This window comes from Bacteroidota bacterium (assembly GCA_030706745.1).
Lineage (GTDB): Bacteria > Bacteroidota > Ignavibacteria > Palsa-1295 > Palsa-1295 > PALSA-1295.
Genome location: JAUZNX010000001.1, coordinates 353,757 through 375,604, shown reverse-complemented (window position 1 = coordinate 375,604; position 21,848 = coordinate 353,757). Strand labels below are relative to the sequence as shown.

16 protein-coding genes are annotated in these 21,848 nt (G+C 54.0%); 8 read left to right on the top strand and 8 right to left on the bottom strand.

Features of this window, described 5'->3' with window-relative positions:
* Positions 1–22 precede the first annotated feature (22 nt).
* Entirely contained in the window at positions 23–1,297 is a 1,275-nt protein-coding gene (locus tag Q8902_01670) for a sigma-54 dependent transcriptional regulator (protein MDP4198261.1), read from the top strand.
* Between the two features lie 16 nt (positions 1,298–1,313).
* On the top strand, positions 1,314–1,865 hold the full coding sequence (locus tag Q8902_01665; GenBank protein MDP4198260.1) for an LptE family protein: 552 nt from the start codon (positions 1,314–1,316) through the stop codon (positions 1,863–1,865).
* A 3-nt stretch (positions 1,866–1,868) separates the two neighbouring features.
* Here Q8902_01665 and Q8902_01660 read toward each other — a convergent pair whose 3' ends face one another.
* Positions 1,869–5,375 carry a choice-of-anchor D domain-containing protein gene (locus Q8902_01660; protein ID MDP4198259.1) on the bottom strand — a complete coding sequence of 1,169 codons (3,507 nt, stop codon included), beginning with the start codon at positions 5,373–5,375 and terminating at the stop codon, positions 1,869–1,871.
* 721 nt (positions 5,376–6,096) lie between these two features.
* Between Q8902_01660 and Q8902_01655 the strand changes: the two genes are divergently transcribed.
* A complete protein-coding gene (locus Q8902_01655; protein ID MDP4198258.1) occupies positions 6,097–7,143 on the top strand; it encodes an ABC transporter ATP-binding protein in 1,047 nt (348 codons plus the stop codon).
* Positions 7,140–7,760: a CDP-alcohol phosphatidyltransferase family protein gene (locus Q8902_01650; protein ID MDP4198257.1), complete on the top strand. Its 621-nt coding sequence runs from the start codon at positions 7,140–7,142 to the stop codon at positions 7,758–7,760. Before Q8902_01655 ends, Q8902_01650 begins: the two co-directional genes overlap by 4 nt.
* A 24-nt stretch (positions 7,761–7,784) precedes the next feature.
* On the opposite strand, the gene Q8902_01645 is transcribed toward Q8902_01650, so the two are convergent.
* On the bottom strand, positions 7,785–8,117 hold the full coding sequence (locus tag Q8902_01645) for a hypothetical protein (protein MDP4198256.1): 333 nt from the start codon (positions 8,115–8,117) through the stop codon (positions 7,785–7,787).
* Positions 8,118–8,192: 75 nt separating this feature from the next.
* Here Q8902_01645 and ftsY point away from each other — a divergent pair, with 75 nt between their 5' ends.
* Both ftsY and mutL read left to right on the top strand, forming a co-directional pair.
* Complete coding sequence (ftsY, locus tag Q8902_01640; protein MDP4198255.1) at positions 8,193–9,176, top strand: signal recognition particle-docking protein FtsY; 984 nt, start codon at positions 8,193–8,195, stop codon at positions 9,174–9,176.
* Between the two features lie 21 nt (positions 9,177–9,197).
* Positions 9,198–11,111, top strand: a complete 1,914-nt coding sequence (gene mutL, locus Q8902_01635; GenBank protein MDP4198254.1) for a DNA mismatch repair endonuclease MutL — start codon at positions 9,198–9,200, stop codon at positions 11,109–11,111.
* Between the two features lie 24 nt (positions 11,112–11,135).
* Here mutL and Q8902_01630 read toward each other — a convergent pair whose 3' ends face one another.
* The 3 genes from Q8902_01630 to Q8902_01620 all read right to left on the bottom strand — a co-directional run bounded on the left by Q8902_01630 (position 11,136) and on the right by Q8902_01620 (position 16,080).
* Positions 11,136–11,891 carry a hypothetical protein gene (locus Q8902_01630; protein ID MDP4198253.1) on the bottom strand — a complete coding sequence of 252 codons (756 nt, stop codon included), beginning with the start codon at positions 11,889–11,891 and terminating at the stop codon, positions 11,136–11,138.
* A 124-nt stretch (positions 11,892–12,015) separates the two neighbouring features.
* Positions 12,016–13,179: a methionine adenosyltransferase gene (metK, locus tag Q8902_01625; GenBank protein MDP4198252.1), complete on the bottom strand. Its 1,164-nt coding sequence runs from the start codon at positions 13,177–13,179 to the stop codon at positions 12,016–12,018.
* A 564-nt stretch (positions 13,180–13,743) separates the two neighbouring features.
* Positions 13,744–16,080: a hypothetical protein gene (locus tag Q8902_01620; GenBank protein ID MDP4198251.1), complete on the bottom strand. Its 2,337-nt coding sequence runs from the start codon at positions 16,078–16,080 to the stop codon at positions 13,744–13,746.
* 406 nt (positions 16,081–16,486) lie between these two features.
* On the opposite strand from Q8902_01620, the gene Q8902_01615 reads away from it, so the two are divergent.
* Positions 16,487–17,728, top strand: a complete 1,242-nt coding sequence (locus Q8902_01615; GenBank protein ID MDP4198250.1) for a T9SS type A sorting domain-containing protein — start codon at positions 16,487–16,489, stop codon at positions 17,726–17,728.
* A gap of 117 nt (positions 17,729–17,845) precedes the next feature.
* On the opposite strand, the gene Q8902_01610 is transcribed toward Q8902_01615, so the two are convergent.
* Together Q8902_01610 and Q8902_01605 are read right to left on the bottom strand one after the other, a co-directional pair.
* Complete coding sequence (locus Q8902_01610) at positions 17,846–19,486, bottom strand: DUF885 domain-containing protein (GenBank protein ID MDP4198249.1); 1,641 nt, start codon at positions 19,484–19,486, stop codon at positions 17,846–17,848.
* 31 nt (positions 19,487–19,517) lie between these two features.
* Positions 19,518–20,504, bottom strand: coding sequence for a sugar phosphate nucleotidyltransferase (locus tag Q8902_01605; protein MDP4198248.1), 987 nt, complete (start codon positions 20,502–20,504; stop codon positions 19,518–19,520).
* 153 nt (positions 20,505–20,657) lie between these two features.
* Here Q8902_01605 and Q8902_01600 point away from each other — a divergent pair, with 153 nt between their 5' ends.
* Positions 20,658–21,668, top strand: a complete 1,011-nt coding sequence (locus tag Q8902_01600) for a hypothetical protein (GenBank protein ID MDP4198247.1) — start codon at positions 20,658–20,660, stop codon at positions 21,666–21,668.
* A 21-nt stretch (positions 21,669–21,689) separates the two neighbouring features.
* Here the strand turns inward: Q8902_01600 and Q8902_01595 are convergent, their stop codons facing one another.
* Complete coding sequence (locus Q8902_01595) at positions 21,690–21,839, bottom strand: hypothetical protein (protein MDP4198246.1); 150 nt, start codon at positions 21,837–21,839, stop codon at positions 21,690–21,692.
* Positions 21,840–21,848: the final 9 nt, after the last annotated feature.

Here is a 21,848-nt window from a genome sequence, read left to right as displayed (position 1 = left end):
AGAAGTTCTTGCATCTGACAAAATGGCAGAAATCAGCACATCCCGCTCGCTCGCTCATATTCTCCCCGAGGTCGCGCTTCCGCGCAGCCTGAGCGTCCCCTTGCCCGATCATATCATCGCGGCGAGCGAAGAAATGCGCGAACTCGTCTCCGTCGTGCGAGTCGTCGCGCCGACGGCGATCACCGTCCTCATCACCGGGGAGAGCGGCACCGGCAAGGAGGTCTTCGCGGAGTTGATTCACGATTTGAGCGGACGCAAGGGTCCATTCGTAACGGTCAATTGCGGTGCGATACCGGAAGGGCTGATCGAGTCCGAATTGTTCGGCCACGAGAAAGGCTCGTTCACCGGAGCGGTCGGGCAGCGCAAAGGATTTTTCGAAGCCGCGCAATCGGGTACGCTCTTCTTAGATGAGATCGGTGAAATGCCGCTCGCTTTGCAGGTGAAGCTTTTGCGGGTACTCGAGACCGGCAAGTTCACCCGCGTTGGATCGACCACACAGATCACCACCGACGCGCGCATCATCGCGGCGACCAATCGCGATCTCGAATACGATGTCCGCGCCGGGACGTTCCGGAGCGATCTCTATTATCGCCTGCGCGCGGTGATGCTCCGCATTCCGCCGTTGCGCAACCGGCGTGAAGATATTCCATTCTTGATCGAGACGATGCTTGGCGAGTTCGTTCGCAGACATCACATTGTCGACGCCAGTGGCAAGCCGCAGATGCCGCAGCTTACACCGGACGCGACACAAATGCTGATCGATCACGAGTGGCGCGGAAACATTCGGGAATTGCGCAACACACTCGAGCAACTCGTCGTACTCGTCTGCTCGATCACGCGAGCGGACGACCGATGCGTGATCACGCAACGCGACGTCGAGCGGGCGCTAGCATCGAGCGTTGCAGATCTTTGGGATGGCGGCGGCATTGGCCACGGAGGTGTAGCGCAAGACACGCGAGCGAACCGGCCGTTGCCGGCGGCGCCGATCTCCATGCCGAAGGAGCAGAGCGAGCGCGAGCTCATCTACCGGGCACTCATTGAACTTCGCAACGAGATCGCCGACATCAAGAGTATGATTCAGGATGGCCGCACGCCAACGCGCACAGGCACGCTGGCGCTGCCGCCATCAACAAACGGAGATAGCCGCCCGACGATCCGGCCACTCGAAATCATCGAGACCGAAGCGCTCGAACAAGCGCTTGCACATTATCAAGGCAACCGCCGCCACGCTGCGCGCGCACTCGGAATCAGCGAGCGAACGCTCTATCGCAAAATGAAGGAGAAAGGACTCGAATAAATATGAGATATGAAGTATGAAATATGAAATAAATCATTTGTTGAAGCGTGACAGAGGTGTCGAATCCCGATCCCTTCATATTTCATACTTCATATTTCATATTTTCCTTCTCAGCGGCTGCTACAGCTTCACCGGCTCCAGCATTCCGCCGCATATTCATACCATCGGGATTCCGGGCGTGGAAGATAACTCGGGATGGGGGCAGTCCGATGTGCGGCAAAATCTGACCGATCTGTTGATACAGAAGTTTACCAACGAAGGCTCGCTTCGCGTGGCGAACCGATCGAATTCGGACGCGCTGCTCGAAGCCTCGATTGCGCCGAACGGGATCATCGATGAAGCGGTCAGCGTGAGCGTTGGCGAGGTGGTCAAGGATAAGCGCATCACGCTTCGCGTCCATGCGAAGTACACCGATCAGAAAAAGCAGAAGGTCTTTTGGGAGCGCGATTTTTCGCAGACCGCGAACTACCAGATCATTGAAAGCCTGACCGGCCAAAAGAAGGCAATCCACCAGGCCGAAGATCAGGTGGCCGAGCAAATCATGATCGCGGTGATTTCGAACTGGTAAGCGCTACTCCCGCACGATTCTCTTCGCGACGCTTGCACCAATCGTAGGCGATGCCAGCCGTACGTTATAAACGCCACTCGCAACGCCAGAAAATTCGAGCGTGATCCTTTGTCGCACACCAGCATCGAGTTGCACAATTTGCGAGAGCCACGTCCGACCCAGCGCGTCCTCAAGCATGATGGTTGCTGGAATAGTCTCCGAGCCAGTCAGTGAGTAATACAGCGTCACCTCGTTGTGCGAGGGATTTGGCACGACCGCATCCACCGTGAGCGGTAGGCCAGTCAGCTCGCGCGTGATCTCATCGGAACCACACGTTGTGCGAAGAGTGAACGCGCTCGTATCCACCTGCGCGAGCGCAATGCAATCCGATGGGCGCGCGGGTTGCGAGGAGAAGGTGATGCCATCGACCGATAGCTTCGTGTGCTGATTCGGCGCAAGGAATGCTGAGAAGTGTAGTGTCGCAAGAACGGAGTCCGTTGGTACCGGCGCGATGTGAATCGGCATACGCGTGGCGCGGCCATCCTGGCCGCGTGCGCCCGCCAAAACGAATGGCTCATCCACATGCTCGAACTCCAGCAGGTTATCATCGTAATGCAGCACGAAGTCGATGGCGGTGACATCTGTCGGCAGCGCATCCGCCGCGGCGGACTGAATAAGCCGGTATGTGATTGGCTTGCCGGCGTATGCACTGTCCGGCGCGCTGATGGTGAGATGCCACGGTGCCGGATACTGAATCTCGCGCGTCAATGTGATAGGCGGCAGTGCGGTGTCTGCGTTCGAGGCAATCGTTAGCGTCGCCAGATTCTGTCCAGCATGTCCATTCGTGTCCAATCTCGAAACAAGCCACACGGTATCCCGCTCGCCCGGCGCGAGGCACCGCGCGCTCCACGGCTTTGCAAGTTGGAATGTGCCCTGTTGGAGAGTGACCGATGAATCGCACACCGTGTCGCAGCCGGTGTTCTGAATCACGACGAACGTGTCGCGCTCCTGACAGATGGGGGTGGTGCCGAGATCGAGAGTGGATTTGTCGCACGCGAGCATCATCGTGCCACGCAACCCCGTGCCGCTCATGGCGATGGCAGTTTTGCGCACGGTATCTCCGCCGTGGAGGCTATGCGAATCAAATAGAAGCTGTGCCGCGTGCGCGCCTTTGGTGCGCGGCGAGAAGTGAATGGAGATGATGGCCACGGAGTCTGGCGCAAGCTGCGAAGGCAATGGTGTGAGCAGTGTAAACGTCGCATCACCTTGAAGTTGCCCCTTCGAGAGCAAAAGTGTATCGCAACCAGTATTCTTAATGGTGTCGTAGACCGTTGTATCTCCCACGCAGAAGGAGAAGCTTCCCGCCTTTAGGGACATACTAGGCACATCCAGAATGCCGGTGCCGGGCACGGCCATCGTGGTGAGCCGCATTCGCTGGCTCGCCACATCCTTCTTCCCGACCGCATCGAAGAAATAGGTAATATATTGGGTGCTATTGCCCGGTGTCTTCGGAGCGAAGTGTACCCGCACGGTAAAGCTGCTATCCGGCGCGAGTACAAGCGGGAATGGTGGATCGACCGCGCTCCATCCCGGCGACCACTGCGACGCATTCGAATCGATCGTAATCGTATCGCAGCCTGTATTGCGAAACACCAGAATGGAATCCCGAAGCGAGCAGGCCTTCGTGGTATCGAGCAGAATATCGAGCATGCTCGAAGAGCAGGATAACCGAGGCTGCACACAGTTGCCTCGAAGCGCGACTTGCTCGGTGGTGGCAAGCATGCTCGTAACCGAGATGGCCGCGGTATCGACATACACACCCGAGTCCGTCGGCAAAAAGCGGAATCGGAAATGAGCCGATTTACCTTCCGGCACTATGATCGGTAGAGAGTCTTCAAGCCATGCGAAGCCATTATTTCCGAGCGTGACGTTCGTTATCGTATCGGGCAGGCAGCCGGTATTGGTGAGGGTCACGGTAGTATCCCGCACGCCGCCGCATGTGCGGATCGTCCCGAATGCAAACGATTTGTCTTTGGCCGTAAGGCCCGGATGACTTGGGCTGACTGTGATCGCAAATTGTAGACTATCGTTGAACGTCTCGAACTCATCGTCGATAAATCGTGCATAAACCGTGATCGTCCTTGTGCCAATGACCTTGGGAGTAATGAGAATCCGCGACAAATCTGGCATTGGCTCACAGGATCGGTAGTGGGCGGAAGTGAGCACGTACTCATTGGCGTCCAAACCAGTCTGCCAAATCGAATCGATTTGTGCATAGGCGCAGGTGAGACTCTGGTAGCTGATGACCACCGAATCTAGTTGGCATGTGCTATCGGTGAGGTTCGGGCTTCCCCCTATTCCCGGTAAAAAGTTAAACTGCACCTTCGGCGCCAATGCTTTCGAACTAAGAGCGCCGTCCCCTCCGTCGGTTGTCTTCCAGAGACTCCCTTCTAGATCGCACGCATAGACTACCGCGCCATATCCCACGACAGAAAGATTTTGGAAGTCCATGTCATCGAGTTCCACGAAAGTCGGAACCTGTGGAGACGTTCCGCCGGTCAGGGGTTGCCAGGATGTGCCGGCATCCGTACTCCGAAAGAAGGATGGTGAAGCTCTGGCGCCGCACAGATAGAAGGCACAAGCATCACCGGCAATCCATGCTCCCGTCTCCTGATGCATCAACGTTGAGTCCCAAACCGAGTAGTCACTTCCTTCCGATTTAAGAAAGCTATAAACATCGCCCCTGGAATCAACCAAAGGCACGTACTGACGAGTGATACTACATGCATGGGGTTGGATGTGGAGCGCCATCATCCACCACGTTGATGTACCGAGATTCTGGCTCGACCAGTGTGTGCCTAAGTCAGTGGAATAAATGATTTGAACCTGATTGATAGGACCATTCTGAGAATAGCAGACAGTTGCGACGAGACTATCTCGATTACCGTACACCTGTTGGAATTGAGAGTTTGCAGGTAGGTTGAGGCCCTTCACAAAGGCGAGGGAGTTCCATGATGCACCATCATCGCTCGAGAAGTACAATGGCCGACCACCTAATCGTATTGCAGCAGACGCAAATATCATGTCTCCAACTGCATGGACCCCAGTGTAGTCTGCTTTCGGAGGCTTCAACGATACCCAGGTGATGCCTCCATCCCTCGTTTCATAGAGTCCGGCGCCATAACCATTGGGTCCTATGCCGACCGCGGAGGCGAATCCTCGGGTACGGCTTTGAAAATACAGTTGACTGACCGCGATTTGGGCGAAGAATGGAATACTTGTCCATGCTTTTCCGCCGTCCGTGGTCGATGCGACTCCGGGGGATGCATACAGGAACCCTGTATCAGGATTGAGGAAGTAAGGGCTCCCAGCAAATGGTGCATTGACCTTCTGCCAATGCGATTGCGCTGCAATATCGAACGCCCAGAGGGTCGACGCGATAAGCAGCACGTGGAGAGCAAGACAATAACGCGCCGTAATGGATCGCGGTGCGAGAGTCGAGAACGGTCGGTCGTGAATGCGAATTAGCATGATCCGAAAAAGCTTTCAGATTCCTAACTGATTATGTTGGCATTCCAACGACATCCCCGGTGGCCGGGCGTTACCGTGCGCTGGAGAACCGGAGACCCGGTCGCGCATCGGCAGGGATAACTACTCTTTTCGAACCGCACTGTCAGAGCTTAAGATTCTCTTAGCCGCAAAAAAAATCGCCAAATTCGGATCTTGAAAACTATTCGAGAAGGCCTTCCCCTTCCTCAATCCTATCCAACGGCTTACACACAACTTCCGAAACGCGGTGGCTGGCAGGGATTATCTTAGGATGTCAACTCGAGCGGGTACTTGCGATTCCAGGATCGACGTTGCGAAAAAAAAGTGGAGGACATTTTTGCCCGAGACTTGCATTCGCGCTTCGAATGTATTATGTTCCTTGCAAGGTGATGGGCACCAAGCTGGTGGAAAAGGATGAGGGATGAAGGCTGAAGGATGAGGGCGGAGCAGGGGAATTAGCTCATTGACAACTCAGCGATTTCGCGCAAAAGGAGAGGGCGTTCATTAAATGACAATTCAAAAGAGAGAATTAAAGTATTACTTTAACCCGCCGCGGCGGGGGCACCTGTTTCAGGACGACATCATTTGAAATTGAGTCGCCACTGAACTCTCTTCGCTCGGGGCGGCGTTAGGCATGGCCCCTTAGTGAAGGGGTCAACCACCCCCTGCCCCCGCCTTGAAAAGGCGGGGAATAATGTAAAGCATGAGCGAATATCTTTTAGAAGTCAAAGGCCTCAGAAAGTACTTCCCGATCAAGCGGGGTCTTTTTTCGAAGACAGTCGGCCACGTGAAGGCAGTCGATGACGTGTCGTTTTCGATCAAGCGTGGCGAGACACTGGGTTTGGTCGGCGAGTCTGGCTGCGGCAAGACGACGACGGGCCGCGCGATCCTGCGACTTATCGAGCCCACAGCCGGCTCCGTGAAGTTCGAAGGCGAAGAAGTGACGACGATGTCCGCGGCGCGTTTGCGGGAGATGCGCCGCCAGATGCAGATCATTTTTCAGGACCCGTATAGCTCGCTGAATCCGCGCATCACAGTCGGCGGAATGCTATCGGAAATCCTGAAGGTGCATGGCCTGCGCAAGACGGACGCCGAGATCAAGGACCGCGTCAACGAGTTGCTGGAAATCGTGGGGTTGAGTCCGCTGCATGCGCGCCGGTATCCGCATGAGTTCTCTGGTGGCCAGCGTCAGCGCATCGGAATCGCACGAGCGCTGTCGGTCGAGCCAAAGTTTATTGTGTGCGATGAGCCGGTTTCGGCGCTCGATGTTTCGATTCAATCGCAAGTGCTGAACCTGCTTGGCGATTTGCAGCAAAAGCTTGGACTGACGTATCTGTTTATTGCACACGATCTATCGGTCGTAAAGCATATTTCGGATCGCGTGGCAGTGATGTATCTTGGCGAGATTGTCGAGACGTCACCCTACAGCGAACTCTATTCGAATCCGAAAGCGCCATACACGCAGGCGCTGCTTTCCGCGGTGCCGATCGCGAACCCGAGGGCGAAGAAAGGCCGGATTGTTTTGACGGGCGATGTACCATCGCCAGCGAATGTGCCGAGTGGCTGCTACTTCCATCCGCGATGCCCGAAGGTGATGCCGGAGTGTCCTTCGGTCCATCCGGAACTTGCCGAGGACTCCTCGCAGCATACGGTCCGCTGCCTGATCTATCCAGTCTCCTGGCCGGCGAAGAGCGAGATTCCGGCGCGGATCACGAGTGGCAAGCAGCGTGAGGTGATGGCAGTCGCATGATGACGGCCTCGAAGCAGCAACCGACTCCGATCATGACCGCAGCCGGACCGGGTTCCGAGCCGGATCCGATCAAGAAATTCAGGGCTAAGGACCTTGTCTTTACGCCTTCGAATCTGGTCAGCACGATGCGGGCGTTCATGGTATTCCCCGCCATCTTCGCGATCATGGCGCAATTGAATATCCTGGCGGCCGCAATTTGTTTTGTGGCATTCCTATCGGATATCCTCGATGGCTGGTTGGCGCGGAAGTTCGATACGGTCAGCGAGTTGGGAAAGGTGATCGATCCGTTAGCGGATAAGATTTTTATTGGCCTCGTGGTCATCACGATGGCAGTGTATGGTCTGATCCCATTATGGTTTCTGGCGACGATATTGGGACGCGATATGCTTATTCTCGCCGGCGGAATCTGGGCAAAACGGAAGCTTGGGGTCGTGTTGCCATCGAATTATCCCGGCAAGGCGGCAGCGCTGACGACCGCAGCGACGCTGTTTTTGGTCCTTGCTGGAGTAACGGGAATGACGATTGTTGGTTTGACCTACCTCAGCGTGGTGTTGATGGTGGTTTCGTTTGTGGTGTATGGACAGCGATTAGCGGGATTGGTGGCTGCGGCCAAATAGGATTGCTTGCAGACGAATCCGGATCTAAAAAATTGGGAAGCCGAAAGCGACCATGGTGGATGCCAGAAGAGATGCCACAAAGCTCCGGATCAGTATTTTCGGGAAGGACAACTTATCAGCCTGCAGAGCGCTCAAACCGATTCCTATCATCATGGCTGGCATCAGTGCGATTGCTTCAACTCTGAATATAGCTGAAGGAAGCGCGGAGGTCGGGTATAGATAGGGAGCCAGATTTTTTAGAACTGCGCTCATTGTGACATACAGGACGAATACACTTGCGATGACCTTGAGCGCGACCCGGTTCGGTAGCAAATGCCCTCTTCCGATCATATTATTAGGAAATTCTGCTTGCTTCATGCCGGTCTAACACGCGGCATGGGAAAGCATTACAGGCTGAAGCTTTCCCTCGTCTTCTGGTGTTGACCCGCTCCCATGGGATTTTTCGATAAACTTAAGCTCACCAAGCTCCGCGAGGGCCTGCAGAAAACGCACGATGAATTCGTGCGTAAGATCAACCGCGTCTTTTATCAATCGCGGAAGATCGACGATGAGTTGATGGCCCAGATTGAGGAAACGCTGCTCGGCTCGGATGCCGGTGTGGCAACAACCGATCGTATTATCGCCCATTTGGTCCACCAGATCCAGTTTAAGAAATGGTCGGAAGCATCACAACTTCGTGATGAACTCCGCTCGCAAATTTCGGATGCGTTGACCCGGAATGGCGAGCTTCGGTTGCCCGACGATCCCTTTGCAATTCCTTCGGACAAGCGGCCGTACGTGCAGCTTATCGTGGGTGTCAATGGCGTCGGAAAGACGACGACGATCGGGAAGCTCGCGTATAATTACCGTAGTGCTGGCAAGAAAGTTATCATTGGTGCAGCCGACACCTTCCGCGCGGCAGCGAACCAGCAGCTTGAAGTCTGGGCGCAGCGTGCTGGCGTCGACATCATTCAACAGCACGCAGGTGCTGATCCCTCGGCAGTGGCGTTCGATACGCTCCAGTCGGCCATCAGCAAAGATGCCGATGTTGTGCTTATCGATACTGCCGGTCGGTTGCACAACAAGCAACACTTGATGCAGGAGTTGGAGAAGATGACTCGCGTCATGCGAAAGCTATTGCCAGAGGCTCCTCACGAAGTCTTGCTTGTCCTCGATGCGACCACCGGGCAGAACGCCCTGCAGCAGGCACGCGAATTCACCAAGGTTGCTCCAATCACTGGGCTGGTACTCACAAAACTTGATGGCACCGCGAAAGGCGGAATTGTTATCGCACTCACGAACGAGCTTCGGGTACCTGTACGTTACATCGGAGTCGGCGAAACGATCGAAGATTTGCAGCCCTTCGATCCCGCAGAATTTGCGAAAGCAATGTTCGGCGATAGCACGTTCCAAGAAGTCGTAACGAGTAATGAGTAACGCATTTCGCGTTACTGAAGTATGCCCATCGTCAAACGGTTACCAGAGTCCATTGCCCAGAAGATCGCGGCCGGCGAGGTCGTGACCCGGCCGGAATCCGTTGTCAAAGAATTGCTGGAAAATGCGCTGGATGCCAAAGCGCAAAATATTACCATCGTCCTGAAGGATGCTGGCCGAACACTCATTCAAGTCATTGATGATGGGAGCGGCATGACGCGCGAAGATGCACGCACGTCGATCGAACGCCATGCGACGAGCAAGCTCTGGGCGATGGAAGATTTGGAGTCGCTCTCGACCTACGGATTCCGTGGTGAAGCGCTTGCCGCGATCGCTTCTGTCTCGCAGTTCGAAATGCGGACTCGGACTCGGTCGGAAGAACTCGGTACGCTCGTCGAAGTTGAAGGAAGCATTCTTCGAAAGTGCGAATCGATTGCCTGCGATGAAGGGACTTCGGTCTCTGTGCGAAATATTTTTTTTAATATTCCCGCGCGTCGGAAGTTTATGAAGTCGGAGGCGACCGAGTTCAAACACGTCGTCGATACGGTAACCAAAGCGGCGCTTTCGGCAACGCACGTCCATTTCATCTTCGTTAGCGATGGCGATCTGATTTTCGATTTACCTGGCTTTCGTCCGCTGCCAGAGCGGATCGAGCAAATCTTTGGCCCACGACTCCGGGGCGCATTGCTGCCAGTCGAAAGCGTTTCGCCGGCGCTGCATGTGGTTGGATTTACCAGCGCGCCGAGTTTCGTCAAGCGGGTGCGAAGCGAACAGTTCTTCTTCATCAATAATCGGCCCGTCACCTCGCGAAGCCTCTCGTATGCTGTGGCAAGCTCCTACGAGCATCTGATCGATAAGGGCGCATTCCCATCGACGTTCCTTTCGATCGAGATCGACCCTTCTCGCATTGATGTCAATGTGCACCCGCAAAAACTGGAGGTCAAGTTCGAGGACGAACGCTCGGTAACTGATGAAGTTCGCCGCGCCTTGCAGGAAGCCTTAACACGTGCCAATACCCATTCTGCCTCGGAAGGTGCGATGGCTCCGGAAATGACAATGCCGGAGACGCTCAACTCTGGCGAATCGAATGCCCGCATGCGGTTTCCGGAGTATGCTTCGAATCCCGCTAAGAATGGGTCTGCTGAATCTGGGCCAATTTCTATTCCCGAATCTTCGAATGGTCTTGGCACTCTCGAGCGCCTGTTTGGTTCGAAACCCGACGATCTCTTTCGTGGAAAATCAGTCCCAACGATGCCGACCTTTGGGGCACCACCGGTCGCCACGACACGCGTTCCGATCGAGCGAATCAGCCTCGCCTCTGAAGTGCTGCGTGACAAGCCGGTGCTCTGGCAACTTCACAACAAGTATATCTTTTCGCAGATCAAATCGGGTCTGATGATCGTCGATCAGCACGTGGCCCACGAGCGAATTTTGTACGAACGTGCCTTGCGGTCCCTCGAAGACAATCATCCGAATTCGCAGCAGCTATTGTTTCCGCAGCATTTGGATCTACTGCCGCGTGAACTTGCAATTGTTCGAGATCTTCAGCCCGAACTCGAAAAGATCGGCTTTCAAATTCGATTTTTTGGCGGGACCAGCATCATCATCGATGGCATTCCGGCCGACGTCCACGCGGGCCGCGAGGAGAGCATCTTGCGGGAAACGCTCGATGGCTATGATGAAAATGGTGATACTCGCTCGCAACCAACACGCGATAAGCTTGCCGCTACTTTCGCCTGCAAAGCCGCTATCAAGGCTGGCGATAAGTTATCCCAGGACGAGATGCATGTCCTGATCGAGCAGCTATTTGAGACCCAAATGCCGTATGTTTGCCCGCATGGCCGACCCATCGTCATCAAGCTTGCGATCGATGAGCTCGATCGCCGCTTCGGTCGCTCGCCAGTCGAGAATTTGGCGAAGACCGAAGCAGCGTCCTGAGGCACAGCGGCCTATGCAATCTCCTTACGGGTGGCTGACCATCACAGTCTCGCTACCAGAAACTTGCTGATTCACGGATATGATCGAGGGCAAATTAATTGCCACCCTCGAGCTATGCACCGTGTTTCGCACCATCCCGAATTCTGGAGACACATACGTATCGATCGTCCCTGCAATCGTTTGACCAACAGCAGATATCGTTACGCTATGCTGCACATGCTTGACCGCAATGCCGGAGATCGTTGTGTCGTTCATCTCGAGCGCGTTAATCAAAACATCCGCGTTGACTTGGTATTTAGTCTTAACGGCATTATTGTGGACCGCAACCCAGGTATCGCCCGGCTTCGCACCAAATTTCGCCTGTAGAACCCAGCCGACGGGCTCCGCCAGAACGCTCGAAAGTCCTTCCAGACCATAGTTGTAGTGCCAGTAGTTTCCATTCTCCTGGGCGATGTCGGTCGTGTCTTTTTGCGCGCCAGTCACACTGGACGTATGCGTGTTTTGGATGATCGTAACATCACTCGTGTCAAACTGGAAGGTCTGATTCGTGGCCAGCACAACCGACGTGATGGTGTCGGCCTTGGTCGGATCGACTCCGTCATTACCAAACGCTCCCCCAGACGTGTCGCGGCGATTTTGTGTGTACCGATAATCACTCCCTGCAGCGTAGTGTACCTGCGATGGAGTGACGGGCGGAGGGTTCGAGGTGCTTGAACTGCAACCGGCGTAGATCAAACCGAAACTAGAGAACAGAAAGGCGATTTTGCTAATATGCTTCATAATCCTGACAGTGCAAAGTGATAAGACCAGCATCTGCTGGCCTTATTAACAACCCCGGCCGAAGCCAAAAGTTACAGGATGAAACCGAAGTAACCGGAACCCGCGCTATCCGCGCTGAATCCGGCTATGCCAGCACGGCGCGTGCCGACACTCCCTCGACGGCGGCCAGGAAGCCTTCGACGAGATCGAGCTTTTCCCAGCTAAACTCATCGCGACCAAAGTGGCCGTATGCTGCGGTGGCCTGATAGATCGGGCGCTTCAAGTTAAGCCGTGAGATGATACCCTTCGGAGTCAGATCGACCGTCTTCCTAATCAACTGCTCCAACATCTCATCCGGCATGGTCCCAGAACCGTGCGTGTCGACATTGATCGATACCGGCTCGGCGACACCGATGGCATACGCAAGTTGCACTGTGCATTCATGCGCCAAACCGGCGGCAACGATATTCTTCGCAACGTGACGCGCGGCATAAGCTGCCGAGCGATCCACCTTCGAGGGATCCTTGCCGGAGAACGCTCCGCCGCCATGCGGTGCACGGCCGCCATAGGTATCGACGATGATCTTGCGACCCGTCAGGCCGGTATCGCCATGCGGTCCGCCGATCTCGAAATTACCCGTTGGGTTTACGTGGATGATGATACCTCCGGCGCGCATCGATTCCGGAATCACCGGCTCGATCACGTGGTGGATCACATCCTCGCGGATGCGGGCTTGCGTCACGTTGGGATCGTGCTGCGTCGAGATCACGACCGTATGCACGCGGGTCACAACTCGGTCATCGTATTCAACCGTCACCTGACTCTTCGCATCGGGACGCAGGTACGGCATCAACTTATTGTGGTTCTTGCGAATATCGGCAAGACGCTCCATGAGCCGGTGGGCATAGACGATTGCGGCCGGCATGTACTCCGGCGTTTCATCTGAGGCATAACCGAACATCATGCCCTGATCGCCAGCGCCGCCGGTGTCAACACCCATCGCAATGTCGGGAGATTGCGAGTGGATCGAAGTCAGCACACCGCAGCTTGCATAATCGAATCGGTACTCGGCCTTCGTGTAGCCGATGCGCGCGATCGTCTCGCGGGCTACTTCTTCGATATTGACATACGCCTTCGTCGTCACTTCACCGCCGACAACGACAAGTCCTGTCGTCACAAACGTCTCGCAAGCCACGCGGGAGTTCGGGTCCTGCGCCAGCAGCGCATCGAGCACAGCATCGGAAATCTGATCGGCGACTTTGTCCGGATGACCCTCCGAAACACTCTCTGAAGTAAATAGGTACGGCATTGGGCGCTAACTATATAGTTGAAAAAACGAACGTGTCGGCACAAAACCGCTGAGATAGAGCATCGGTTCAAAAAACGTGTACCGGACTTGACCGCCATTGCGAGTCGGGCGAAGCCCGATGAAGCAATCACCTCTCAGAGGCATCATTGCGAACGCAGCGAAGCGAAGCAATCCCGGGTACAGGAAAAGTCGCGGCTTCGCAGCAGGGGAATGCTTCCCCCCGATTCCTCGGAACCGCTCCCTTGCTTCGCCATTTGCCTTCTGAAATAGGTGCCCAAAGTTAAAGTATTACTTTAATTCTCTTTTTTGAATTGTCATTTAATGAACGCCCTCTCCATTTGCGCAAAATCGCCCAAGTTGTCAATGAGCTAATGACCGGGCACCACGCTTCATATTTCATACTTCATATTTCATATTTTCCCCGAAAACGGTGCCCATCACCTGACAAACAACATACTACATTCCTCACCCCTCGCGCAAGGTGCCCATCAAAAAAATCACGAAGTATTTTCTAAGGCCCGAAGGGACAAGAGGAGATAACCAGTGGCTTTAGACCCCACGTCGCTATCGTACCAATTTCAGCACCTGCCGTTCACCGCTCTGCAACAAACTAACGAATAAGAACTGATTCGAAGCTGGAATATGAAAGATATTGTCGCCTCGATTGGAAATGCCATCCCAGCGTTCAACCACTCTTCCGAGAAGATCGCAAACGGTCAATGAATAAGGACCTGAAGCGAATTCGACCATGAGGTCACCATTCAAGAACCGAAGTTGTGGTTTGGAATTTTCAGTACCCTGAGGGGTGACGCCAAGGTCTCCCTCTGAATGTAGGATAGTCGATGCGTATGGAACAGACCCATTAACCGAGAACAGTGCGAGGTCATCGACTGGCGAACCGGATGTAGAAGTATGATAGACTTTGAATGACATCTCCGAACGAGCTGGGATTGAAAGAGATGGGGGATACAGGCTGAAATTACCGTCTCGGATTGTTCCATAGACCGTTAGGTTTGTCGAAGAGGGATTCTTAATGGGTAGCTGAGCGACCTTCGTCTTGCCAATAGCAACAACCCCGAAGTCAAGCAAGCCTGGGACCGTTGGCTCCGCATACCCTTGATTTGATGAATTACAGATCGTTCGAATACGGCCTCCGTTTACGTCGTCAGAGAGATAGAGCAAGGGGGATTCAACAACGATGAACGGATTGCAGCCAACACTATCATCAAGTATGAGGGAGGTCCGGCTGGATCGGGAGATTCTCGTCAGCGAGCCATTGCTTCCACAGAGTCCACTTGCAAGGCAGTAAACATAATTCTGATCGCCCCATACTTGAATGTTCGAGTCGCGAATCATAAGGAGATTCTCAACAGAATCAGTGCGGCGGCTTCGAAGATAAACCGCGCCAGCATCATAGGAGTAATAGAGAATGTTTGCGCTGTCAGCATCGATTCCACCGATGGATTCCGATGTGATTACTCTAGCTGCCCCGCCAACCTTCGAAATTATCTTTAGGCCACCGGTTCGGTCGGATGTTGTTCGTTCTCCAAATACAATCGAGTCACTCACAATGCTGAATCCATCCAGTGCTGAGATACTATCCGCAATTGTTTGAATCGATTGCGTGCTAAGGACAAGTCGCTGAAGCATTCCATCATGCCGAAGAAGGCTGTCAGTCGAAGCAGAGCACATCCAATACAAAGATGAATCGGAATACTTTAGGTCTACGATGCGCTTCGCTCGAACGATAATATTCTGCTGCGCAAGTCCACCCTGTGTTATTGAAATCTTACTGATCTTGCTCCAATTCAATTCGGGATGGTCAATGTCATAATTGACAAAGTAACAATCATCACCATGAATTACGAACGGTCCGCCGTGCGGTTCGGGCATAGAGGTTAAGTATCCAATCGCGCCACCAGACCAGGGTATCTCTGCAACTCCGCCATTGCTGACATATATCCAATTCGGAGTGACTGCGAACGAGCCGATGTGGTTAAGGTTAGTTATGATTGCCTTAGATGAACAACCTGGAGTACTTGTGATGGGGAAGTGGAGAATAGTATCACCAACACGATTTATCGAACGTAAAACTCCACAGGCATTGAGTGCAAACAAATGGCCACTCTTGCTGATGAAGTAGTATATTTGGTCACAGCGACCTCCCTCATAGGTCTGATGCGCGGTCTTCCCATAATCGGCCGAGGTATAGGTCCCGTCAAACATGAGATACATGATTCCGCTACTATCAACCGCGATCGGTTCATAACTCCATACGTTGCTAGGAATTCTTCTCTGATGAGTCCAGACTCCATCTCTGAAGATAGATATGACTCCCGCGCCAAACTGACTGTTGGCCGCAATGATATCCCCATTCGGAGAAATAGACAAGCCAAATAAGCGCGAACCAAAGGAATAGCCAAGATCTGTCCATATTGTATCACCGACTGCACAGCATCTGATGCGATTGTAGAATCCTACGAGGATATGCCCACACGAATCGAGACAGCCACATGAAATATGATCAGTGGTATCCTTGAACATTGTGAGCCAATGCGTGCCTTCATCCGTTGAACGGCACACACAATTAGTAGTAAGGAGAAGCAAGGAGCCATCCTGTGCGACGAGCAGATCAACAACCGAACCTGGGATGTTCGTATAGAAGGAGGTGTCCCCGTTCGCTTTCCAATTTGCACCGCCATCAATTGACTCATAAAAATGGCCCTTGATAGAGAAGTAACCTGTCACGCAGATCAACTTGCCAGATGGCAGCACGCGAACGGCACTAATTCCACCAGCGAAATTGCACATCTGCGTCCACGATAGACCATCGTCCGCACTAGTATAGAAATCACCATCAAGATTGCCTGCGTAAAGAGTGCCATCTGGCGCCTGAGCCATGGTGATAACTTCGCTAGGACCTCCGTCTAAGGTCTCGGTCCAATAGCTAGTCTGGCCTTCAGCTTTTAGGGACGAGACAAGAATTATCACTACGAGAGCAATAGCCCCGATGCAGTGCAATGACCTCAACATAAAGATTGGACCCTCCAAGTTGAAAACCTTCGGCCGATTATTATGATTTCATCCGACCCAGCTGTGATCGGGGAGCTTTACGGCCAAACGTTTGACAATAAGCCATTCGTTGGTTTCTGAGCGTTTGAGAGTCCATTGGTTCAGATCGCATTGCCCTGAGAGTCATGAAACTTTTCGCGTGGTTCGCGGCATGTTATTGTTCTATGGCGCGCCGGCATTGCGTGCGGTGTCTCAAAGACGAGTCCATGTCGTTCACACTTTTGTTTTGTCATCCATGAAACAGATTAGTATCGTCTTTTCGCTTCTCTTCGCAATTTCGTGGCTTTCGGTGCCGAGCGCTCTTCGCGCGCAAACGCTCACCATCAATTCGGTCTCCGGAACGCAATTCTGCGCGGGCGATCCAGTCTCAATCACGTTCACGGCAACTGGGACGTGGTTACACAAAAACGCATTCACCTTCCAGCTTTCAGACGCAGGAGGCAGCTTTCTCACCCCGAATTTCAGGAATATCGGATCGCTCATTGATACCCTTCCTGGTACATTCACGATTGTTTCAGCCATTCCTCCGGATGCGCTTGCTTCGGGCAATTACCGATTCCGTGTGATGGCGGCAAATCCCTACACCGTCAGCGCGGATAATGGTACAGATGTGAACATCGCGGAATCGCCGGGTCAGCTTTACATCCATTCACCTTGCGGAAATGCCGGTTTGGTGAATTCCCAAATCCAGTTTGACATGAGTAATGGTTTGAAACAAGACGCTGTGATCTATTGGGACTTTGGTGCGAACTCGAACCCCTCCTCTACAATAACGCACTGGGATCTTTTCGGCCCAACCACCATGTATTCGGCCGCAGGACAGAAGACCGTGACGGTTCGGGCGGTCGCTCCCGGTGGATGTTCGGTTTCTGATATCTTCCATATTAATGTCTTTGATTGCACCGACCCCATCATTCCTTACTATGCGAACATTGCGAGTGCGGACCAGGATTTGAACAAGTGGGCTAATCGATCCGTATGGGTGAACCCCGGTGTCTCGGTCAGCGGCGGCATATTCGATACGATTTTCGCGGAAGCCGGAGCGACGGTCACCGGTGGATCGTGCAACGTCGTCTATCTGAAGCCAGGAGCCATGTACGCCAGCTCCGGGAGTTACGTCATTTATGCGGATGGTGCGAGTGTCTCAACGGATGCGACGAAGCTTGCCTGCCCGAGCCTGACCTTCGATTATTCGAATGCTCCGCCCAACTCGATCATGCACATCAACGATGCCGCCGTCTCCGTCCTGCCGCTTGTGCCGATCCAAGTCACCCCGAACCCAACGAAGGGTTTCGTGGCATTGCAGGGCGTCCCGGCGAACGCGAATATGAGCGTCATGAATATCCTGGGCGAGACGATCCGCACGCTGAAGGCGCCCGATGCGACGGTCGATCTCTCGATGCTCCCCGCCGGAACCTATTACATACGAATCGCCTCAATTCAAGGAGTCGTGACGAAGAAATTGGTCAAGGAATGACGCGAGTAATGCACCTTACTCGGAATGGTTGTAAGAGAAGCATAAAAGGAGCCTCGCCGGGCACGAAACCGCTAAAGGTGCTCGAAATCGAGGATGGCATCGATTCCGAATGGTAGCTTATCCCCCCATCATCTCCGCAATGATCTTGATGGGCACGGAGCCGTAGCTCAGGAGTTCGTTGTGGAAATCGAAGAGGGAGAATCCGGGTAGCTTCTCCATGCGCTCGCGGAGTTCGCGGATCTGGAATTTGCCGAGCGTGTAGAATAAATAGCCGGGATCGAAGACGGCGCGTTCGGCTTCGCGGCGCGCGGCCATGGGACGCATGAGTGCTTTTTCCTCGAAGAGTTGCTGTCCTTCGGAGAGCGTCATCGTGCCGCGGTGGAGTTCGATCGCCATGACAAAGCGCGAGATCCGCACGAGTGCCTCGTGCAGGTACGCCATGCGAATGCGCGGATCGCCCTGGCCCCAGCCGGCATTCAGCATCATCTCTTCAGTATAGTGCGCCCAGCCTTCGATGAAGCCATACGACTGAAACACCTTGCCGACCTTGCTCTGGATGTTCTGCAAATGCAGGAAGTGCGTGTAGTGTCCCGGATACGCTTCGTGTATCGAAATCACTTCGAGCACCGAGCGATTGAGTGTGTGCAAAAACTCTTTGCGCTTCTCTGCGTCCCACTCTGCTTCCGGCAGCGTGACGTAGTAGAACGCTTCTGTTGAAACGCGCTCGAACGCGCCAGGCGAGTTCATCGCTGCGAACGCCCAGCGCATGTGCGCCGGTGTTTCCTCAACCTTGCATCGCACTTCCGAGGGCATCGCGACGATATTGTGCGCGATGACGAACGTGCGAATGCGTTCGAGCATCTGCTCGACTTCCTTCAGCAGCGTCTGCTCATTGAAGTGCTCGGTCTCCACAAATGTGTGAAAGACTTCACGCGGGTTCGCCGTTGCATCCAACTCCGCGCTGGCTTTGTAGAGTTCGACGGTGAGCCGGTCCATCTCGCGGCGGCCTTTATCGAGCAGTGAGTCGAGCGATTCGGTTACCAGTTCACTCGACTTGACAAACCGCGCCATCAAGTCAGGGCCTAACCGGAAGGAGTCGTACATCGCATGCGGCAGCACGACGGTGCGGACGGCTTCAGCAAAACTCGTGATGGCAAGCTTCGCGGTCTGGATCGCATGCGTCAGATCTTCGATGAGCTCGGGATTATTGATCTCCCCGAAGATTAACTCCGGGACCTGATCGAGATAGGAGAGCCGTCCTTCGAGCGCCATGAGTCCCGTCTCAACGATCGTGCGGTCCATGTTCCGGCGGAGGTTTTGCCTCGCAATGGCAAGCACGCGTGGATAGGAACGCAAGCGCGCAAGCACGGCCCGCATGCGCTCGGCCGCCGGTGCAAAATCGCGGTCGATCAGGTGCATGATCTCCAACTGCTCGTTGTAGACCATCGGATTCCACTCGTAGTCTTTGAGTTCGGTCATCCGGAAGATCTCGTCGTTGATCTTCCACTCGAGCGCGCGGCACTCGAAATGCGTCGTCTTATCCGGCTTGTCGGCGAAATGCTTGCTGAGCAGCACTTCTTTCGCTTCGTGCAGCGTCGCAAGGTATTCTTCCCTTCGGGCAGGACTAAAATCTTCGACAACCGAATCGTATTGATGCAGCCCGAGCCAGGAGGCAAGCGTTGGATAATATGCGAGATACGTCGCGAGGACGTGATCGCGGAAATCGGCAAAATCGTGAAAGTGTCGCGCCTTAAGCATGGAATAATAATCGGCCAGCGTTACGCAAGCATTACGGAAGTTCGATCTCGGAGCAATCCCCGATATTGATACGTGATGCGGCCCGAGTAATAGATGAGTTGTTACCGACGAGGCTCTGTTCGATGACAACACCGTTCATGCGTACACCCTCCCCGACGATCGAGTCACGCACGATAGAATTCTTGATTCGTGCCCCACCGCCAATCGTTGCGAACGGCCCGATAATCGAGTCGTCAATCTGCGCACTCTGTGCGATAAAGACCGGCTCGACAATTACGGTGTTCCGGGTTTCGGGCCGAACCTGCGTGCCGGATTTCAGCAGATGCCGGTTTGTACTCAGCAGTGTTTCCGGCTTCCCGCAATCGTACCAGCCTTTGAGTTCGAAGGTCGAGAACTTCTCACCGCGCTCGACCATCAATTGCAGCGCATCGGTGAGTTGATACTCGTTGCGAGTCCGAATATTCTTCTCGATCAACTCATCGAGGCATTGCCGCAGAAGCGCGGGATTACGAAAGAAATAGAGGCCCGCCACCATCAGGTTCGTCGTAGGATTCTCAGGTTTCTCGATGAGTTTGGTGGCGAATCCATCTTTGAGTTCGACAATGCCAAAGCGCCGCGGGTCCTCGACCCAAAAGACCCCCAGCGAACTTGTCGGTGACTTGAATACCGCATCGAGATCGGCTTCGAAGATCGTATCGCCAAGCACAATAAAAAGCGGCGAACCATCCGAAGGAATCCGTTCGCGCGCCATCCAAATCGCGTGGCCAAGGCCCTTCAACTCGGTTTGCTCGACAAAATCCGATTTCAAATTGGGATACGTCTTGCGGACATACGCTTCGATCGCATCGCCCATGTAACCGACGATGATGGTAACGCTTGTAATGCCGCTGGCCACAAGCCGGTCCAGGATGTGGGCAAGGATGGGCCGTCCGGCCACATTGAGCAGGACTTTCGGCTGACTATAGGTGTGCGGCCGGAGCCGCGTGCCGAATCCGGCAACGGGAATAATCGCGTGCATGATACAAAAATACACTGTTCGAGCCATAATTTAACGAGATTCGTGAGATTGGTATAATATTGCTGCAGAATCGAACTATGCAAGTCTGCGAAATCGGAATAAAACCAAGGCTCCGACAATTTTTTTGACAAGCAACGGTGTTGCAATGGTACTATGAAGCGGTCATTAACCATTCTCCTTTTTGCATTCGGCGTGGCCGGCTGCGATTCCACCTCTACTCTGACAACCCTTCAGGTCGTCAACGAAGTCGCATGGCTTCCGGATCAATCGGGAATGCTCGCCATCATTCAGCGACAGACCCAGGACGCAACCACCGGCACGACTTCGACGACCGGCGGACTCTTTCGTGTCGGTGCCGATGGCACGATCGGCAGTCAAATCAGTATGCCCGACCAGCAAATGCTTCAGAGCAGTTATCCGAATGTCATCTTCATTTCGAAGAATGGCCGATATGCAATCACACAAGTCGGCATTAACATTTATCGAGTCGATCTTCAGTCGAATACCGCGACGAACATCATCTCGAATCAAAATCTGCTCGGTGTCTCGCCCGGCATGAAGTATCTGATCTGTACCGAAACACCGCCGATTGGTGAGTCCGGGACCAGGTTTGCGTTTGTCTATGATATTTCCTCGAGCCCCATCCGGGAAGTGTGCCAGCCAACCCTCAATGGCGTGTTCGATTCGCGCGCATTATGGCTCGATGATGCATCGTTTGCATTCTCTGCTCGGGATTCACTCCGGCATTATGAAGTGAGAATCTATGATACGCTGGGCACCGTCAAGAGTACGATCCCGGAGGCGCTGGTTGCGTATCACCAAAGCGGCTACGCCCCACAAGCGAATGCATTGTTCGTGTACGATGATTCTGGAAGCATCGATCGTGTCGATCTTGCCACTGGCATGAGGACCGCTGCAGTCGTTCACGATACCGTGCAGGCAATGGATGTCACCACTTCGGCGAATCTCATCGCATACATCTCCGGTGGTACCCAGAACCCATATACGCTCTATGCATTGAATCCGCAGACCGGCAATCGGAATGCAGTCGCAAGCAGTGCCCTGGCAGTTGTGCTTTCTCCGAATGGAGATCGTGCCGCCTACTTGCGCAATTCCGGCGGGTATCCGTTTGATATTCAGGTCGTACCGATTGCGGTACCATAGAGAAGACTCGAGGGCGCAACGTCACATCGCGCCGTCTTTTTTACGCCGGACGATCACAACCCGTTCATTCACGCTTAGTAATTGCACGCCGTTCGTAAGCCCGATGAGCGGCTCGGGCTGTTTGCGGTGACCGAAGACGGCGAGGGGCACTTCAGCGCTCCCCGGAATCATTCGGGGGGC

What these genes read in the sequence shown, in the direction of transcription:
- Q8902_01670 (MDP4198261.1), top strand. Translation starts at nt 23, where the DNA reads ATGGCAGAAATCAGCACATCCCGCTCGCTCGCTCATATTCTCCCCGAG.
- Q8902_01665 (MDP4198260.1), top strand. Translation starts at nt 1,314, where the DNA reads ATGAAATATGAAATAAATCATTTGTTGAAGCGTGACAGAGGTGTCGAA.
- Q8902_01660 (MDP4198259.1), bottom strand. Translation starts at nt 5,375, where the DNA reads ATGCTAATTCGCATTCACGACCGACCGTTCTCGACTCTCGCACCGCGA.
- Q8902_01655 (MDP4198258.1), top strand. Translation starts at nt 6,097, where the DNA reads ATGAGCGAATATCTTTTAGAAGTCAAAGGCCTCAGAAAGTACTTCCCG.
- Q8902_01650 (MDP4198257.1), top strand. Translation starts at nt 7,140, where the DNA reads ATGATGACGGCCTCGAAGCAGCAACCGACTCCGATCATGACCGCAGCC.
- Q8902_01645 (MDP4198256.1), bottom strand. Translation starts at nt 8,117, where the DNA reads ATGAAGCAAGCAGAATTTCCTAATAATATGATCGGAAGAGGGCATTTG.
- ftsY (MDP4198255.1), top strand. Translation starts at nt 8,193, where the DNA reads ATGGGATTTTTCGATAAACTTAAGCTCACCAAGCTCCGCGAGGGCCTG.
- mutL (MDP4198254.1), top strand. Translation starts at nt 9,198, where the DNA reads ATGCCCATCGTCAAACGGTTACCAGAGTCCATTGCCCAGAAGATCGCG.
- Q8902_01630 (MDP4198253.1), bottom strand. Translation starts at nt 11,891, where the DNA reads ATGAAGCATATTAGCAAAATCGCCTTTCTGTTCTCTAGTTTCGGTTTG.
- metK (MDP4198252.1), bottom strand. Translation starts at nt 13,179, where the DNA reads ATGCCGTACCTATTTACTTCAGAGAGTGTTTCGGAGGGTCATCCGGAC.
- Q8902_01620 (MDP4198251.1), bottom strand. Translation starts at nt 16,080, where the DNA reads ATGGCTCAGGCGCCAGATGGCACTCTTTACGCAGGCAATCTTGATGGT.
- Q8902_01615 (MDP4198250.1), top strand. Translation starts at nt 16,487, where the DNA reads ATGAAACAGATTAGTATCGTCTTTTCGCTTCTCTTCGCAATTTCGTGG.
- Q8902_01610 (MDP4198249.1), bottom strand. Translation starts at nt 19,486, where the DNA reads ATGCTTAAGGCGCGACACTTTCACGATTTTGCCGATTTCCGCGATCAC.
- Q8902_01605 (MDP4198248.1), bottom strand. Translation starts at nt 20,504, where the DNA reads ATGCACGCGATTATTCCCGTTGCCGGATTCGGCACGCGGCTCCGGCCG.
- Q8902_01600 (MDP4198247.1), top strand. Translation starts at nt 20,658, where the DNA reads ATGAAGCGGTCATTAACCATTCTCCTTTTTGCATTCGGCGTGGCCGGC.
- Q8902_01595 (MDP4198246.1), bottom strand. Translation starts at nt 21,839, where the DNA reads ATGATTCCGGGGAGCGCTGAAGTGCCCCTCGCCGTCTTCGGTCACCGC.